This window comes from Parafrankia soli (genome assembly GCF_001854695.1).
Classification (GTDB): domain Bacteria; phylum Actinomycetota; class Actinomycetes; order Frankiales; family Frankiaceae; genus Parafrankia; species Parafrankia soli.
On the sequence record NZ_MAXA01000125.1, the window covers coordinates 1 to 15905 of the forward strand.

16 protein-coding genes and 1 pseudogene are annotated in these 15905 nt (G+C 71.5%); 6 read left to right on the plus strand and 11 right to left on the minus strand.

What is annotated here, in order from left to right; genetic code table 11:
* Together BBK14_RS35140 and BBK14_RS12190 are read right to left on the minus strand one after the other, a co-directional pair.
* Positions 1-211: pseudogene (locus tag BBK14_RS35140) on the minus strand (helix-turn-helix domain-containing protein); the annotation flags it as partial.
* 143 nt (positions 212-354) lie between these two features.
* The gene (locus tag BBK14_RS12190; protein ID WP_071062047.1) at positions 355-972 is read right to left on the minus strand and encodes an NADPH-dependent FMN reductase; all 618 of its coding nucleotides are present in this window, start codon (positions 970-972) and stop codon (positions 355-357) included.
* Between the two features lie 103 nt (positions 973-1075).
* Between BBK14_RS12190 and BBK14_RS12195 the strand changes: the two genes are divergently transcribed.
* On the plus strand, positions 1076-1942 hold the full coding sequence (locus BBK14_RS12195; protein WP_071062050.1) for a helix-turn-helix domain-containing protein: 867 nt from the start codon (positions 1076-1078) through the stop codon (positions 1940-1942).
* A 291-nt stretch (positions 1943-2233) separates the two neighbouring features.
* Positions 2234-3634: a dihydrolipoyl dehydrogenase gene (gene lpdA, locus BBK14_RS12200; RefSeq protein WP_071062052.1), complete on the plus strand. Its 1401-nt coding sequence runs from the start codon at positions 2234-2236 to the stop codon at positions 3632-3634.
* A 53-nt stretch (positions 3635-3687) separates the two neighbouring features.
* Here the strand turns inward: lpdA and BBK14_RS12205 are convergent, their stop codons facing one another.
* The 5 genes from BBK14_RS12205 to BBK14_RS12225 form a co-directional block, all read right to left on the minus strand.
* Positions 3688-4914, minus strand: coding sequence for a styrene monooxygenase/indole monooxygenase family protein (locus BBK14_RS12205; RefSeq protein WP_071062055.1), 1227 nt, complete (start codon positions 4912-4914; stop codon positions 3688-3690).
* Positions 4907-5521: a GTP-binding protein gene (locus tag BBK14_RS12210; protein ID WP_071062173.1), complete on the minus strand. Its 615-nt coding sequence runs from the start codon at positions 5519-5521 to the stop codon at positions 4907-4909. Before BBK14_RS12210 ends, BBK14_RS12205 begins: the two co-directional genes overlap by 8 nt.
* 36 nt (positions 5522-5557) lie before the next feature.
* A complete protein-coding gene (locus BBK14_RS12215) occupies positions 5558-5941 on the minus strand; it encodes a DUF742 domain-containing protein (RefSeq protein WP_071062057.1) in 384 nt (127 codons plus the stop codon).
* A 95-nt stretch (positions 5942-6036) separates the two neighbouring features.
* Complete coding sequence (locus tag BBK14_RS12220; protein WP_071062059.1) at positions 6037-6480, minus strand: roadblock/LC7 domain-containing protein; 444 nt, start codon at positions 6478-6480, stop codon at positions 6037-6039.
* A 10-nt stretch (positions 6481-6490) separates the two neighbouring features.
* Positions 6491-8149, minus strand: a complete 1659-nt coding sequence (locus tag BBK14_RS12225; RefSeq protein ID WP_071062061.1) for a sensor histidine kinase — start codon at positions 8147-8149, stop codon at positions 6491-6493.
* Between the two features lie 422 nt (positions 8150-8571).
* Here BBK14_RS12225 and BBK14_RS12230 point away from each other — a divergent pair, with 422 nt between their 5' ends.
* A complete protein-coding gene (locus BBK14_RS12230; protein ID WP_071062063.1) occupies positions 8572-9228 on the plus strand; it encodes a DUF2461 domain-containing protein in 657 nt (218 codons plus the stop codon).
* Between the two features lie 123 nt (positions 9229-9351).
* Here the strand turns inward: BBK14_RS12230 and BBK14_RS12235 are convergent, their stop codons facing one another.
* The 3 genes from BBK14_RS12235 to BBK14_RS12245 all read right to left on the minus strand — a co-directional run bounded on the left by BBK14_RS12235 (position 9352) and on the right by BBK14_RS12245 (position 11321).
* A complete protein-coding gene (locus tag BBK14_RS12235) occupies positions 9352-9753 on the minus strand; it encodes a hypothetical protein (RefSeq protein ID WP_071062065.1) in 402 nt (133 codons plus the stop codon).
* Positions 9754-10016: 263 nt separating this feature from the next.
* The gene (locus BBK14_RS12240; protein ID WP_071062068.1) at positions 10017-10763 is read right to left on the minus strand and encodes a hypothetical protein; all 747 of its coding nucleotides are present in this window, start codon (positions 10761-10763) and stop codon (positions 10017-10019) included.
* A gap of 123 nt (positions 10764-10886) precedes the next feature.
* The gene (locus BBK14_RS12245; RefSeq protein WP_071062071.1) at positions 10887-11321 is read right to left on the minus strand and encodes a hypothetical protein; all 435 of its coding nucleotides are present in this window, start codon (positions 11319-11321) and stop codon (positions 10887-10889) included.
* A gap of 437 nt (positions 11322-11758) precedes the next feature.
* Here BBK14_RS12245 and BBK14_RS39935 point away from each other — a divergent pair, with 437 nt between their 5' ends.
* From BBK14_RS39935 to BBK14_RS39945, 3 genes are read left to right on the plus strand one after another with little or no spacing between them, the layout of a single operon-like run.
* Positions 11759-12832 carry a hypothetical protein gene (locus BBK14_RS39935; RefSeq protein WP_241831422.1) on the plus strand — a complete coding sequence of 358 codons (1074 nt, stop codon included), beginning with the start codon at positions 11759-11761 and terminating at the stop codon, positions 12830-12832.
* Complete coding sequence (locus BBK14_RS39940; RefSeq protein WP_241831423.1) at positions 12766-13257, plus strand: hypothetical protein; 492 nt, start codon at positions 12766-12768, stop codon at positions 13255-13257. The genes BBK14_RS39935 and BBK14_RS39940 overlap by 67 nt, the downstream gene beginning before the upstream one ends.
* Positions 13230-13973, plus strand: coding sequence for an AfsR/SARP family transcriptional regulator (locus tag BBK14_RS39945; RefSeq protein ID WP_241831424.1), 744 nt, complete (start codon positions 13230-13232; stop codon positions 13971-13973). Before BBK14_RS39940 ends, BBK14_RS39945 begins: the two co-directional genes overlap by 28 nt.
* A 69-nt stretch (positions 13974-14042) precedes the next feature.
* Here the strand turns inward: BBK14_RS39945 and recQ are convergent, their stop codons facing one another.
* Entirely contained in the window at positions 14043-15896 is a 1854-nt protein-coding gene (gene recQ, locus BBK14_RS12255; RefSeq protein ID WP_071062074.1) for a DNA helicase RecQ, read from the minus strand.
* Positions 15897-15905: the final 9 nt, after the last annotated feature.

Consider the following 15905-nt stretch of genomic DNA (forward strand, 5'->3'; position numbering starts at 1 on the left):
CGGCCAGCCACACTGTTTCCGGGTCGCGTTTCCACGCCGTCAGCATCGTGTCCGTCTCGGCATGCGTGACCCGGCGCTACTCCTGGAACCAGGCCCGGTGCCGCTCCGCCAACGCCCGGTTGTACACGTAGCGCACACAGCCGAACGTTCTCGCCAACTGCTCGGCCTGCTCGGCAGTCGGGTAGAAGCGGTACCTGTAGGCCCGCTTCACAACCCGACTCCCCACGACCGGCAGAATACATCATTCGACTGTCACCCCGACGGCGGAGTCGACGCGCCAACCCCGCCCTGAAGGACGGGGCCTGCGCGCTACGTTTCATGGGTCACCGACGAGCTGCGCTGAAGTGCCCGGGGCTACGAGCGAGCCGCGGGAACCAGCCCGAGCGGCCGCGTCAGCCGGGCGTCGCGCAGGACCTCGCCCCACCACTGGAGCTCGTCCAACAGGATCTTCGCGGCCTCGGCGGGCTCCTGCGGGTCGGTGAGCGTCCCGGCGGCGTCGAACAGCTGGTAGTACCGCGGAAACGAGACGTAGTGGCGCACGGTGTGCGCGTGCAGCTCGCCGAACACCTGCCGCAGGTGCTCGATGGCGAGCAGGCCGCCGCTGGCCCCGCTGTACCCGACGAACCCGATCGCCTTGGCCCGCCACTCCAGGTGGTACCAGTCGATGGCCGCCTTGAGCGACGCTGGATAGCTGCGGTTGTAGTCGGGCGTCACGACGACGTAGGCGTCCGCCGCCGCGACCCGCCGGCTCAGCTCCGCCATGGCGGGGGGGCGTGCGAGGTCCGGCGCGAGCGCCGGCGGCACCGCCGGCAGCGCGAGCGGGAGCGGGGTGTCGGCGAGGTCGATCAGGTCGACGGTGAATCCGCCGTGCGCTTCGGCCTGCTCGACGAACCACCGCGCGACCACCGGGCCGAACCGGCCCTCGCGGACGCTTCCGATGATCACAGCAAGGTTGAGGGTGTCTTCGGGCATGCCGCCCACGGTGGCGCGCCGCGGCCGGTGCCGGGAAGGCCGGCCGGAGGCTGGTAGTGAGAGGGCCACGATCCGTCCGTCGCGGTGGGTTACGGTCGTGGCTATGGCCGGCAACGAACTGGGTCTCTTCCTGCGGGCCCGGCGCGAGGCCGTCCACCCGTCGGACGTCGGCCTGCCAATCGGTTCCCGTCGGCGTACCCCGGGGCTGCGCCGCTCCGAGCTGGCGACGCTCGCCGGTGTCAGCGTGGAGTACGTGACGCGCCTGGAGCAGGGCCGTGATCGCCGGCCCTCCGCCGCGGTGCTGGCCACCCTCGCCGACACGCTGCGCCTCACCCCGCGCGAGCGGGTCCACCTGCACCGGCTCAGCAAGGGAGCCGAGGGCGGATTCACCTGCGGGGTGGGCGCGGCACCGGCCCGTGCGGTGCGCCCGACCGTGCGGGCGCTGTTGGCGCACCTCGAGCCCGCCGCCGCGCTGCTGCTCAACCGGGTGAGCGACGTGCTCGCCTACACCCCGGCCTACGAGCGGCTCGCCCGCCCGATCGGCCTGCTGGACGACTCCCCGCGCTCGGGTGCCGTGCCGAACCTGGCCCGCTTCGTCTTCACCGACGAGCGGGCGCGCCGGGCCTGGCCCGACTGGGGCCAGGTCGCGGACGACCAGGTGGCCGCGCTCAAGCAGGGTCCCTTCCTGGCGGACCGCTACGTCGCGGCGCTCGCCGACGAGCTGACCGTCACCGCCGGCGCGGCCTTCGCCGGGCGCGTCGCCTCGGTGCCGGGCCTGCCCGCGGCCAGCGGCGTCACCCGCCTCGCCCATCCCGAGGCGGGTGAGCTGAGACTGGCCTTCGAGACGCTGGAACTGCCCGCCGACGACGACCTGCGGCTCGTCGTGCAACTACCGGCGGACGCACCGACCGCCGCCGCCCTGGACCGGCTGCGGGTAGGCCGATCCCCGCTGCGCGCGGTGCCCGGCTGACCCACGCGGGCCGGCGATGATCGCCGGGTTGCCGGGTTGCCGGGTTGCCGGCCGGCCGGTGACCGCCGGGCCGAAATCCGCGGCACCGGTGGCATCCGCGTGATCCTGGAAAACGTCCGTCCGCTCTGTGTGCACCCACTGCTCCGGCGCGCATCCGTCGCTCGGGCACGGCGGCGGGCCGGGCCGGCGTGCCCACCTGTGGGCGAGGCGGAATGACGCTGGCAGCATGCGTGGTTGAAGTCTCCGCACCGCGCCGCGAATCGGCGTCCTGACTGATCGTAGGGTGGACCTATGGCAGCGCACTTTGATCTCGTCGTCCTAGGTGGAGGTCCTGGCGGCTACGTCGCGGCGATCCGGGCGGCCCAGCTCGGGCTGTCGGTCGCGGTCGTCGAGGAGAAGTACTGGGGCGGCGTCTGCCTGAACGTCGGGTGCATCCCCTCGAAGGCGTTGCTGCGCAACGCCGAGCTCGCGCACCTGTTCGCCCACGAGGCGAAGACCTTCGGTATCTCCGGCGAGGTGAGCTTCGACTTCGGCGCCGCCTTCGACCGCAGCCGCCAGGTCGCCGAGGGGCGCGTCAAGGGCGTGCACTTCCTGATGAAGAAGAACAAGATCACCGAGTTCACCGGCCGCGGTACCTTCCGTGACCCGAACACCCTGGACGTCGCGCTCTCCGCCGGCGGCACCGACCAGGTGAGCTTCGACCACGCGATCATCGCGACGGGTTCCCGGGTCCGGCTGCTGCCCGGCGTCGAGCTCTCCGACAACATCGTCACCTACGAGACGCAAATCCTCACCCGCGAGCTGCCGCGGTCGATGGCGATCGTCGGCGCCGGGGCGATCGGCATGGAGTTCGCCTACGTCCTGCGCAACTACGGCGTGGACGTCACGATCATCGAGTTCCTCGACCGCGCGCTGCCGAACGAGGACGCCGACGTCTCCAAGGAGATCGTCCGCCAGTACAAGAAGCTCGGCGTGCCGATCCTGACCTCGACCAAGGTCGAGACGGTGACGGACAACGGCTCCTCGGTGACCGTCGAGTACACCGGCAAGGACGGCGCCCGGGGCTCGCTCGAGGTGGACAAGGTCCTCATGTCTATCGGGTTCGCGCCCAACGTCGAGGGCTTCGGCCTGGAGAACACCGGCGTGGCGCTCACCGACCGCGGCGCGATCGCGATCGACGACCACATGCGCACCAACGTCGAGCACATCTACGCCATCGGCGACGTGACGGCGAAGCTCATGCTGGCGCATGTCGCCGAGGCACAGGGCGTCGTCGCGTCCGAGACCATTGCCGGTGCGGAGACGGTGACGCTCGGTGACTATCGGATGATGCCGCGGGCCACGTTCTGCCAGCCGCAGGTGGCCAGCTTCGGTCTCACCGAGGCGCAGGCGCGGGAGGAGGGCCATGACATCAAGGTGGCCAAGTTCCCGTTCACCGCGAACGGCAAGGCCCACGGCCTGGGCGACCCGAACGGCTTCGTCAAGCTGATCTCCGACACGAAGTACGGCGAGCTGCTCGGCGGCCACCTGATCGGCCCGGACGTCTCCGAGCTGCTGCCCGAGCTGACGCTGGCCCAGAAATGGGACCTCACCGCGCTCGAGCTCGCCCGCAACGTGCACACCCACCCGACGCTGAGCGAGGCGTTGCAGGAGGCGATCCACGGCCTCGCCGGCCACATGATCAACCTCTGACGGGAGCGCCGTGCCGGGCCGGCTGGCGCCGGCCGCGGCGGGTGCACGCGGGCTCAGGCGGAGGCCAGGTAGGCCGCCGCCTTCTCCGGGTCGAGGAACCAGTCCTGGAAGTCCGACGGATTGTCGAAGCCGTTCACGAACCGCCGGGCGACCGTGGGGTTCGCCTGCGCGGCGCCGAGGATCTGCTGCACGTGCGGCGGCGGGGGCTGCAGCAGGGCGTTCGTCCAGACCGTGACGTCCTGCGCGCTCGCCCAGTAGCGGTCGAAGGCGGCCTGCATCCACGCCTGGTCGAACGGCTTGGCACCGTGCTCGAGAATGCTGTCCAGGTAGGAGGCGGCGCACTTCGCGGCGTTGTTCGAGCCCTGGCCGGTGATCGGGTCGTTCGCCACGACGACGTCGGCCATCCCGAGCACCGCCCCGCCCGACGGCAGGTTGCCCACCGGCCGCCGCACGACGGGCGTGTACCCGCCGGAGAGGGTCGCGTGGGCGTCGGTGAGCTCGACCTTCGCGCAGCGCTCGTACTCCCAGGGCAGGAACCGCTCGATGAGGTCCAGGATGCGGCGCAGGTGCTCGTCGGGCTTCGGGTGGTCGTCCCAGCAGTCCAGCGGACCGCCCGGGATGCCCTCGAAGAAGAGGATGTCGCAGTTCCCGCTCAGCGTGTAGGCCGGGATCATGAACAGCTCGCCGACGCCGGGGATGATGTTGAATCGCACGCCCGGCGCGGTGGGATGCTCCGGCCTGGGCGCCAGGCCGTGCACGTACGCGAGCGACAGCGCGCGCTGGGGTGAGGTGTACGGCGAGCGGGCGGCGTCGCGGTCGAACAGGCCGACCAGCTCGCCCTTGCCGGCGGCGACCACGACGAGGTCGTAGAGCTCGGCGAGCCCGTTCAGGTCGGCCGTGGTGACACCGTGCAGGATGAGCTTGCCGCCGCGCTCCTCGAACAGCTCGGCCCAGCCGGCCATCTTGACCCGCTGGTCGACCGACTGCGCGTAGTGGTCCAGCGGGGCGAACCAGTCGAGAGGCCGGCTGCCGTCCGGCCCCGCAATGGACAGCCCGAGGCCCTCGATGCGGACGGTGTCGGCCTCCCAGAGGTTGAGCCCGTGGTCGCGCTCGGTCTGCAGCGCGCTGTGGAACATCGCCTGCGTCGACATGACCCGGCCCCGGCGGATCTCCTCGGGGGAACGCGCGGACATCACCGTCACGTCGTAGTCGTGCTCGCGCAGGGTCAGGGCCAGCTGCAGGCCCGACTGGCCCGCGCCGACGATCAGGATCTTACGCATGCGTCCGTGTCCTCCTGGGTTCCGGGACCTGGGCCAGTGACATCGTGTGAACAACCAGGTCCCGCAGCACCTGGGCCGTCGAGGCCGTCTCGCGGGCGTCGCAGGTGACGAGCGGGATGTCCGGGCGCAGCGCGAGCGCCTCCCGGACCTCGTCGACGTCGTGCCACAGCTTTCCCTCGAAACGATTGACGGCGACGATGTACGGGACCGTCGAATCGTTCTCGAAGTAGTTCAGCGCGGCGAAGGACTGGTCGAGGCGGCGGCTGTCGACGAGAACGACCGCGCCCAGCGCGCCGCGGGACAGGTCGTCCCAGAGAAACCAGAAACGGGGCTGGCCCGGGGTGCCGAACAGGTACAGCACCAGATCCGGGAACAGCGAGATCCGGCCGAAGTCCATCGCGACCGTCGTCGTGCTCTTCGCACCGCTCATCGACAGGTCGTCGATGCCTTCGCTGGCCTCGGTCATCCACGCCTCCGTGTTGAGCGGAGGCACCTCCGAGATCGACCTGACCAGCGTCGTCTTGCCCACTCCGAACCCGCCCGCGATCACGATCTTCGCGGAGATCGCCGTGGCGGGGTCAAGTCCGTCGGCGTCGGTCGGGATCATGTCCACCCCGCACCGCCGTCCGGGTCCGGAGGTGCGTCAGACCGGGAGCTCCCGCAGGCCACTGAGAATCCTTTCGAGCACGTTTCGATCGTGGTGGTAGGTGTGGGCCGTGGGGTGGATGAGGATCGCTCCCTGCGCGGCCAGATCGCTGATCAGGACGCGGACCACCCCGAGCGGGATCGACAGCATCACCGAGAGCTCGGCGATGGACAGCTGCCCCCGGGCGCGTTCGTACAGCGCCTTGGACTCGGGCATCAGCGTCTCGCTGAGCGTCGGGTCGTAGCTCGGCACCGAGACCAGGGTCTCGACGAGCAGGTGATGGYGGGCCCTCGTCCGGCCCCCGGTGAGGGCGTAGGGGCGGATCCGCTTGCTGCGCGGGCCACGCCTCGGCCGTCCGTTCTGTGCGGAGTCTTCAGGCATGCTCTTCACGATTCTGGTCCGTCACCCGTCCTGGTCCGGTGCGTTGGTTCGCCGCGGCGGATCATCCGTGCGGTGATCCGCCGTGTTGGCCCGGCTCAGCTCGATACCTGGCGTCCGACCAGGACGCGGCGCAGGTCCGCGCGCCGGTCCGGGGTGAGCGCGTGGCCGGCGTGCAGTACGAACTGCGTCATCTCGTAGCCGACCACCTTCATGTCGCAGTCCGGTCCGGTCAGCACGGCGAGTCCCGCTCCCTCGTCGATGCTCATGAACAGGAAGTAGCCGCCGCTGAGCCGCACGATGATCTGCTCGCAGGTTCCGCGGTCGAACAGCGTCGCGCTGTTGCGGGCAAGGCTGAGCATCGCGCTGGCTATCGCCGCCAGCTGGTCCCGCTCCGCCGAGCTCACCCCGTCGGACGCGGTGAGCGACAGGCCGTCGGACGAGAGGATCAGGGCATGGGTGACGCCGTGGACCTTGCCGACGAAGTCATTGATCAGCCAGCTGAAGTCGTGGTCCGGCTGGCGATTGGTCTGATCCGTCACGGATGTGTCCTCAGTCCTCTCGCTGGTGTTCGTGGGCGATCCGTTCGCCTTCGCTGAAGGCGTCGAGATCCGCGAGTAGTCTCGCGTGGTCCGCGGCCCGGGCCGAAAGCGCCTGTGTGGCCGTCGATCCGCCCTCCTCCGCGGGAGGGACGCCTTCCGCGCCTGTCGCGTCTTCCTGGTCTTCCGTGGACGCCGCGGCGGGTGTCGGTGTCGGTGTCGACGGCGCGGGAGCCGCGGCGGGCACGGCGGCTGCCACGGGCATGGTGGCTGTGGGTGCCGTGGCAGCGGGTGGGCGCGCGCCGTCGCCGGCGGGGTTCTTGAGGCTGCGCGACACCCGGCGGGGGAGACCGCTCGCGGTCGTGCCGCCGATCAGGGAGTCCGCCGTGGGGGGTGTGGCTGGAGTCGCCGCATCCTTGCTCGGCGCTGGCGCTGGCGCTGGCCTGGCCGACACGCTGCCCGCGCGGGTGAACAGCGTGGATTCGCGTACGTGGCCCGCTCCGTTGCCGGACCTTTTCACGCCCGGCCCCCGGCCCTGGACGTCCGCCTGCGGCTGACTGTCGCGCGCGGCGGGACGCGCGGACGGACCCGGCGCGGCGGGGCCGCCGCCGCGGATCGCCACGGTCTGCGTACCCGACCAGCTGCCCTCGGGCAGTTCACAGATCAGGGCGGAGGGGATGAGTACCGAGGCGGTCGTCCCGTGGGGGTGGCGGCGATCGAGCCAGATCCGCAGGTCGTGGCGGATCGCGAGCCGGCGCACCACGGCCAGGCCCATGTGGCGCACCGCGTCGTCGTCCAGGACGGGATCGCCGGCCAGCCGCTCGTTGAGCTGCCGCAGCCGGTCCGGCGGGAGCCCGATGCCCTCGTCCTCGACCCGCAGCAGCGCGCTGCCCAGCTCCGTGAGGTGCACGCCGACCCGTACCGGCGCGGTCGGGGGAGACGACTTGGTCGCGTTGTCCAGCAGCTCTGCCAGCAGCCGACCGACGTCCTCGGCGGCGAAGCCGACCACACCGAGCGGGACCACCCGGCCGATCGTGACCCGCGAGTAGTGGTCGATGGACGACATCGCCGCGCGCACGACGTCGACCAGCGCGGCCGTGTCGGACGAGGCGTCACCGGCGTCACGGCCCGCGAGCACCCGCAGGTTCTCGGCGTTGCGGCGCAGCCGGGTGGCGAGGTGGTCCAGCCGGTACAGCTCGGCGAGGCGGTCGGTGTCCTCCTCCTTGGCCTCCATGTCCTCGAGCTGCGAGAGCAGGGAGTCGACCAGGTTGAGGTCGCGCAGCGCCACGTCCGCGCAGATCGCGGAGAGCGCCTCGGCCGCGGGCGGCGCCGTCACGGCCGACCCGTTGGCCGGGGAGGCCGCCGGGGACGTCTCGGCCCGCATGGCGTGGGCCGACTGGTCCGCGGCGCTGGTGCTGATGCCGGTGCCGCCGCGGCGGGCCGGTCGCGTCACCCCGGCGTCCGCCGCGGGGATTCCCGGCCGAACCCACGGCTCGTGCGCGGACCTTCCGCCATGGGCCGCGGGGCGCCTGACGAGGCCGGCGGGGGCCGGCTGCTCCGGCCGGGGCAGGGGAGTCGGGAGATCACCACCCCGCAGCTGGGCCGCTATGCCGCGGGAGCCACCCAGGAGCGCGCGGGATCGGTTGAGCAGGTCTCGTGCCCGCGTCGTCATCGCGTCTCACATGCTCTCGTCGGGTACGGGTTCCACCCGCTTCTGCCAACCCCCGTCGGGGAGCTATGCAATCAGACGCCCCGGTTTGCGTCCAACCTGTGCCCATCGCGGCCGGCGCGCCTCGGCCCGGATGCCGCGTGTCGTTGTTTTCGGTTCATTCACGCCGGCGCGTGATGTGCTCGTTTGACCACGACCGATGTCTTCCAACGCCCACCGTCCTGGGTGTGCAGGCTCCCGACCTTGGACAATTCTTTGACAATTGCCCCGACCTGCCGGTCTCGATCGGTCTCTGTTGGGGTATGGCGATGCCGCCGGGGCCCGGTGCGGGCCGGCAGCGCTGTCCGGCCGCGCTGTCCGGCGGAGTTGTCGGTGGGCCGCCGTAGGATGCGCGCGTCCCGCCGGTTCGCGGCCCAGGAGCGCCGATGCCCGAGTTCACAGGCTTCCCCGTCGAAGCGTTGATCTTCTTCGAGGGCCTCGAGGCCGACAACAGCAAGGCGTACTGGACGGATCATCGCGACACCTACGAGAAAGCCGTCCGGGCCCCGATGCTCGCCCTGCTCGACGCCCTCGAGCCGGAGTTCGGCGCACCGCACGTTTTCCGCCCGCACAGGGACGTTCGATTCTCGAAGGACAAGTCGCCCTACAAGACCGCGATCGGCGCCCACAACGAGCGGGGCGGCTACGTCCAGGTCTCCGCGCGCGGGCTGATGATCGCGGCCGGTTACTGGCAGACCGCGCCCGACCAGGTGGAGCGGCTGCGTGCCGCGGTCGCCGACGACCGGACGGGGCTGCGGCTCGAGGCGCTGGTGCGCGAGCTGCGGGAGGCGGGGTACGAGGTCTCGGGCACGACGCTCAAGACCCGGCCGCGGGGCTACGACGCGGATCATCCACGCATCGAGCTGCTGCGCCATCGGACCCTCACGGCGGCCCGTGACTTCGGTGAGCCGCCGTGGCTGGCCGAGCCGGAGTGCGCCGAGTACGTGGCGGCGGGCTGGCGGGAGACGCGCCGGCTGACCGGCTGGCTCGACGACCACGTCGGCGCGTCCCGCCTGCCCGCCGCCCGCCGCGGTTCCCGGTGAGCCCGTGCTGTCGATCAGAACGACCCGGGGTCACTCACTGAGGGCTCCCCGTGTGCACACGCGCCGAATCCGGGTGTGCACACGGGGCCGGTCGGCCGGGCTGCCGACCGATGCCTGGCCGGCCTAGTCGACCGACTGGAACCTCCACCCCTGGTCCTGGCGGAAGATGGGCGAGAGCGCCACCATCGGCGGATAGATGAGTGCCGGGTGCAGCCCGACGGTCAGGTCGCTGTCCACGGCTCCGATGACGAAGGAGCCCGGCCTGGGGCCCTGCTCGATCCGCCACTCGCGAGGCTGCGGAAACGGGCGCACCAGCTCGAACGTGTCAGGGTCACCGTCGAAACCGAGGAAAAGCTGGTCGGACGTCTGCTGGATCGTGTATGTGTCATTATCCGTGCGTCGGACCTCCCATTCCTGGCCGCGTCCGTTTTCGGGCAGAATAACGCTGCGATCGCGGCCTTCCGCGGTGAGAAACTGATTGTTGTCAAGGCCGATCCGGTAAACGCCATCGGTAACCGTTGCCACGTTGTTCCCGCTTTCTGTCGTGGACCATCGCTCGGTAATTCTGCCCGGCAACGCGGGAGTGGGCCGGTAGCGACGCACGCGAATCGCGGCACGGCCCCGAGCGGCCTGCCGAAAGAAGGTCAGGCCGAGGCCACCGTCACATCGCCGAGGATAAGGCGCGAACGGCTTTCATGCTCCACCTGGGTGACGGGTGCCCCCGTGTCGGTATTCGACTCCGGTTTCGTGGGGCTTGTTCCTCTCGGTGCGGGAAGGGGTGCGGATCCTCAGCGGTCCGTGATCTCGAGCACGACCTGCGTGGCGGTGGCGAGGCCGACGGGACGCCCGACGCCTCCGACCCGCAGGCTTACGGCGGCATCGATCAGGTGGCGCCCGGTGGGCAGCCCCGGACTGGTCAGCCGGATGACCGCGGCGTGCGCGGAGAGCTGTCCCTGGGCGCGGAGCACCGTCCCGCCCGGGGCGGTCCCGTGCTCGGCGCTCCCCGCGGCGCCGGGCGCGGCATCGCCGGGCCGGACACCTGCGACGGTGTGGTACTCCAGCGGCCCGGTGGGCAGCGGGCGGGCGGGGGCGAAGCCGACCGACAGTGCGACGGTGAACGGTTCCCCTGGGCGAGGCCCGGCGGGTTCGACCTGAACGCCGAGCCGCACAGGGAGCGGTTCCAACCCGCTGAGCGGTTCCGAGCTGCTGAGCGGTTCCGAGCTGCTGAGCGGTTCCAAGGCGGCGGGCGGGTCCAATGTGCTGAGCGGGCCCGACATGCTGAGCGGGGCGGGGGCGCCGTCGGTGCCGAGTGCTGCCTGGCCGCCCGCGTCGACRCCGGCCGGAGCCGTCGGGGCGAGCCGGCCGGCACGAGCCTCGATGAAGGCGATCACCTCGGACGGCCTCCAGCCCGGCCAGCGCATCGGAGTGTTCTCGCGTGCGTGCTGCACGCTGGTGCTGCGGACGCCGTCGCAGTCGAGGAGGAGGCGCACCACGAAGCTCTCCTCGCGCTGGGCCTCGTCGCTGTCAGGTGCCATCGGTGCCCTCCACAGTCCACCTCCATGAACGGGATCCCCGGGACGGGAAGGCCGCGCGCCACCGGCACGGGGCGCGCGGCCTCCGTCGGAGCGGGGTGGGCGCCCGGCGCGCCCGGTGACCTCCTAGGCGTAGATCTCGATGATCTTGGGCAGGGTGAAGACGGTGAGCGGGTACTGGAGCAGGTTCCCGTTGTTGTTCAGCCTGAACGTGACGATGGCGCCGAGCTGGTAGACCCCGGCCGCCAGCGTGTTGGCGGGCACTGTGCGCTCGGTGTCGGCGCGGCGGTAGCCGAGCTGGCCGTAGGTCGTCGACTCGACCCGCGACGGGATCGGGGTCGCCGGGGTGGGGCTCCCCAGCCCGTTCACCCAGTACCGGACCGAATAGCGCAGAATTCCGACGAGGAGCCCGTTGAGGGCGCCGGCGAGGTCGAAGTCGATCCACACGGTGAACGGATCGCCGACTCTGATGATGTTGGTTGGCGCGACTCCGTTCGAGTCCTCGATCGACACGTAGTCGTCCGCGGTGATCTGCCCGACGGGCTCGCCTACCTGGGTCATTCGCTGGTTCCTCCTGAGATGTGGCCGCTGTTGACGGCAACGAATTCCGGGTTCGGATCCTGTCTACCTGCGGGCGATTAACGATCTTGCTCGGGTGGCTTAAGGGGGCGGTCGGGCCGGTTAATCGGCTGTACCGTGGGCTCGGCGGGGTGCGGTAACCGCTGCTCGCCCCCATTAACGCCTGCCGGGAACCCGGTTGGGATTCTTGCCGGCCGCTGGTATTGGGGCTCGTGCCACCCGTGCCGCGGAGGCGGCCTCCCGGCATGGTTGCGCGTAGCCGGGGTTCGCCGGCCGTCCACGGCTGAAGTGGTGGATTTGGTGGCGCTGTCCGCACGCCCGGCGCAGACCTCACCACTTCCTGACCGAACGGTGATATGGATGTGGATGTTCTTTCGTTGTCTTTACGGTGTCTTCACCGTCGGCTGCATGGGGGATGCATGCTCGCGGGCAAGGTGCTGGAACCTCTCGGAGCTGAGCCGGTGGCGGCGCATTTTTTGTTTGTCGACGCGGTGACCGGCGGCGTCACCGTGTTTGTCGCGCCACCCGGCACGCTGCTCACCGACGGGCTCGCGGCCGCGCTGGAGGCGGTCGGCCGGACACCGGTCTGGCTCCGGCTGGGCGTCGAGGACCGCGATCCGGCGACCTTCCTGGCAACGATGATCACCGCGGTGCGGCGCAGGGCCCCCGGGTTCGGCGCCACCCTGCTCACGCGGGTGCGGGCGTGGCCGGGCCCGGTGCACGGGTGGGACGACATCTTCCGGCGGCTCGGCGCGGAGCTGGCCGAGCGGCTCCCGCCCGACTCGGCGCTGGTCCTGGAGCATGCAGACCGGATCGATCCGCACGGGCCGTCGTTACGCCTCGCGTGCGGCCATGTTCTGGGCGCTCTGCCCGAGGCGACGCCCCGCGTCCTGATCGGCCACGACGCGCTCCCGAGCACCGAGGCGCTCGGGGACGCCCGCCGACCGCCGGCCGAGCGCGCCCGGCTGCACCCGTCGGAGGTGGAGCTCCCCGGCGGGCTCGGACTCCGGCGGCGTCACGCGGCGGCGCTCCTCGGCCGGTCCGCGGCCCTCCGGCACGCTGTCGAGTTCGCGCGCACCACGCTGTCGGACGGTGATCTGGCCCAGGCTCTGCGCGGCCGGACGCTCGTCGGCGTGCTCACCTCGCTGGCCCGCGCCGTTCTCGCGGGCGCCACCGGGGGAGCCCGTCGGATGCTCGCACGGCTGCTGCACGTCGAGTACGTCGTCCCGGAGGCGAACCGGCGTCAACTCGCCGAGCTGGGGGGACCATGGTTCCAGCCGTTGACCGGCGACTGGTCCCGACTGCGCACCGTCTGGCGTGCGCCGCTGCTCGCCGCTCTGGCCGAGGACGCGTCGCTGGACCGCGAGACCCTGCGCGCACCGCGCTCGAACTGTTGCGGGCGGGCGCTCCGGAACGGGCGATCCCCATGCTGCTCGAGTTCGACGATCGCGCGGTGGCGGCGCGGGCGCTGGCCAGGGTCGCCGACGACATGATCGCTGCCGGCCAGTGGGTGACAGTCGGCGGATGGCTGGACCAACTGCCGCCCGAGGCTGTCGAGGCGGAACCGGATCTGCTCGACGCGGCCGCGCACGTCGCCTCGGCCCGGGGACAGCAGGGCCCCGCCCGTCATCGGTCCCCCGCGGCGGCCGCCGCGGTCTCCGAGACGGACCGGCTGGCCCGGCGGCTGGCGGACATCCGGCGGGACCGGCGCCTGCATGCCGAGGCCGAGGCCGCGCTCGCCCGGTCGGAGCACGAGACGACGGCGCTCCTGCACGCCCACATCGCCGGTGTGTCCGGCGGCCCCGAGGCGCCGAGGGCCGCGGACGCTCCGCCGGGCACCCCGTTACTCGGCCTGGTGCCGGGGCCCAGAAGCGCCAGGTGGAGATGGCCGTGCACGTGCTGGGACCGCTGTCGGTGACGGTGAACGGGCGGCTCGTGCGAGGCTGGGGCACCCGCCCCCGGTCCCTACTGGCCTACCTGGTGATCCATCGGGCGTACCTGCCCCCGCGGGAGGTCGTCACCGAGGCGTTGTGGCCACGCGCCGACCTGCCCGCGGCGCGGAACAACATTCAGGTGGCCGTGTACGGCGCGCGCCGCGCCCTGCGGGAGGCGGTTGACCGGCAGGTCATCGTGTTCGAGCGCGGCGTGTACCGGCTGGCCGCCGACGTCATGGTGTCCATCGATCTCGACGCGTTCGAAGGCCATGTCCAGGCTGGTCAGCGTTTCGCCGACGCGGCACGCGTCGAGGCCGCCATCGCCGAACTCGAAGCGGCGGTGGCGCTGTACCGGGGCGATTTCCTCGCCGACGCGCGTTCCGAGGACTGGGCCGTCCTGCGGCGCGAGCAGCTGAGGCTGGCCTACCTGGACGCGCTGGACCGGCTCAGCTCGCTGTACCTGGAGACCGGGCAGTACTCGGTCTGCGCGCTGCTGTGCCGGCAGATCCTCGAGCGCGACCCGTGCCGGGAGGACGCCCACCGCCGGCTCATGCGCTCCTACGCCCGCCAGGGGCAGCCGCACCTGGCGCTGCTGCAGTTCCGGACCTGCATCGACATCCTCGCCCGCGAGCTGCGCGTCGCCCCGGGACCGGCGACAGCGCGCCTGCACGAGCGAATCCGCCGACACGAGCCCGTCTGAGCGTCGCCGCGCCCWGCTCTCCCGCCGACAGCGATGGCCGCGCCGCGCCGTGGGCCGGTCCGCTGTGGGTCAGTCCGCGGGCGTGGCGCTACACAGCGGGAGGATGTGTTCGCCGTACTTGGCCAGCTTGTTCTCGCCGACGCCGTTCACCGTCGCGAGCTCGGCGAGCGAGGAGGGCGCGCGGGTGGCGATCTCGCGCAGCGTGGCGTCATGGAAGATCACGTAGGCGGGAACGCCCTGTTCCTTGGCGGTGGCGCCCCGCCAGGCGCGCAGCCGTTCGAACAGCGGCGCCGCCTCCGCCGACAGTTCGACCGGCTCGGCTCGGCGTGCCTTCGTCGCCGAGGAGCTGGTGGCCTTCGCCGGTCGCTTCGGTTCGCGCCGCATGGAGACCGTCCGCTGCCCGCGCAGGACGTCCGCGCTCGCGTCGGTGAGGACGAGCGTTCCGTGCTCACCCTCGACGGCCAGCAGCCCCTGGGCCAGGAGCTGGCGGACCACGCCACGCCACTCGGCCTCGCTGAGCTCGGTGCCGATGCCGAAGACCGTCAGCGAGTCGTGGCCGTGCTGGTCGACCTTGGGTGTGCGCCGGCCCAGCAGGATGTCGACGACGTGGCCGGCGCCGAACTTCTGCCGGCGTTCCCGGTGCAGGCGCAGCACCGTCGACAGCAGCTTCTGGGCGGGCACGGTCGCCTCCCAGGACTGCTGCGGGTGCAGGCAGGCGTCGCAGTTGCCGCAGGCGCTCGACCCCTGTTGCCCGAAGTACGCCAGCAGGCCGACCCGGCGGCACTCGATGGTCTCGCACAGTGCGAGCATCGCGTCGAGGTGGGAGTTGAGCCGCCGGCGGTGCGTGGCGTCGCCGTCGGAGGCGTCGATGAGCCGGCGCTGCTGGACCACGTCCTGCAGGCCGTACGCGAGCCAGGCGGTGGAACGCAGCCCGTCCCGGCCGGCGCGGCCGGTCTCCTGGTAATAGCCCTCCACCGACTTCGGTAGGTCGAGGTGGGCGACGAAGCGGACGTCCGGCTTGTCGATGCCCATCCCGAAGGCGATCGTGGCGACCATGACCAGGCCGTCCTCACGGAGGAAACGGGCCTGGTGCTCGGCGCGGGTGCGTGCTTCGAGGCCGGCGTGGTAGGGCAGCGCGGCGATCCCGTTCGACACCAGGAACTCCGCGATCTTCTCGACCGACGCCCGGGACAGGCAGTACACGATGCCCGCGTCGCCGGGATGCTCGGTGCGCAGGAGCTCCAGCAGCTGTGCCTTCGGGTCGTTCTTCGGCACGATGCGGTACTGGATGTTCGGCCGGTCGAAGTCGGCGACGAAATGGCGGGCGTTTCCCAGCCCGAGCCGGTTCGTGATCTCCTGGTGGGTCGCCGGGGTGGCGGTGGCGGTCAGTGCGACGCGCGGCACCTGCGGCCAGTGCTGGTGCAGCTCGGAGAGCAGGAGGTAGTCGGGCCGGAAGTCGTGCCCCCACTGTGCGACGCAGTGCGCCTCGTCGATCGCGAACAGCGCGATCTCGCCCTGGTCGAGGAGCTCGATCGTCGCGCGTACCCGCAGCCGCTCGGGGGCCAGGTAGAGCAGGTCGAGCTCGCCGGCGAGGAACGCGGACTCCACCGCGCGGCGCTCGTCGGCCTGCTGGGTGGAGTTGAGGAACCCCGCCCGGACCCCGAGCGCCAGCAACGCGTCGACCTGGTCCTGCATCAGCGCGATGAGCGGGGAGATGACGACGCCGGTGCCGGGCCGGACGAGCGCCGGGATCTGGTAGCACAGCGACTTGCCGCCGCCGGTCGGCATGAGGACCAGCGCGTCGCCACCGCCGACGACGTGATCGATGATCTCCTGCTGGCCGTCGCGGAAGGACTCGTAGCCGAAGACGCGGCGGAGCACTTCCACGGCGTCACGCGGGACGCGAACCGAGGGCGAGGTCACCGCGCCACT

What these genes read in the sequence shown, in the direction of transcription:
- BBK14_RS12190 (WP_071062047.1), bottom strand. Translation starts at nt 972, where the DNA reads ATGCCCGAAGACACCCTCAACCTTGCTGTGATCATCGGAAGCGTCCGC.
- BBK14_RS12195 (WP_071062050.1), top strand. Translation starts at nt 1,076, where the DNA reads ATGGCCGGCAACGAACTGGGTCTCTTCCTGCGGGCCCGGCGCGAGGCC.
- lpdA (WP_071062052.1), top strand. Translation starts at nt 2,234, where the DNA reads ATGGCAGCGCACTTTGATCTCGTCGTCCTAGGTGGAGGTCCTGGCGGC.
- BBK14_RS12205 (WP_071062055.1), bottom strand. Translation starts at nt 4,914, where the DNA reads ATGCGTAAGATCCTGATCGTCGGCGCGGGCCAGTCGGGCCTGCAGCTG.
- BBK14_RS12210 (WP_071062173.1), bottom strand. Translation starts at nt 5,521, where the DNA reads ATGATCCCGACCGACGCCGACGGACTTGACCCCGCCACGGCGATCTCC.
- BBK14_RS12225 (WP_071062061.1), bottom strand. Translation starts at nt 8,149, where the DNA reads ATGACGACGCGGGCACGAGACCTGCTCAACCGATCCCGCGCGCTCCTG.
- BBK14_RS12230 (WP_071062063.1), top strand. Translation starts at nt 8,572, where the DNA reads ATGCCCGAGTTCACAGGCTTCCCCGTCGAAGCGTTGATCTTCTTCGAG.
- BBK14_RS12245 (WP_071062071.1), bottom strand. Translation starts at nt 11,321, where the DNA reads ATGACCCAGGTAGGCGAGCCCGTCGGGCAGATCACCGCGGACGACTAC.
- BBK14_RS39935 (WP_241831422.1), top strand. Translation starts at nt 11,759, where the DNA reads ATGCTCGCGGGCAAGGTGCTGGAACCTCTCGGAGCTGAGCCGGTGGCG.
- BBK14_RS39940 (WP_241831423.1), top strand. Translation starts at nt 12,766, where the DNA reads ATGCTGCTCGAGTTCGACGATCGCGCGGTGGCGGCGCGGGCGCTGGCC.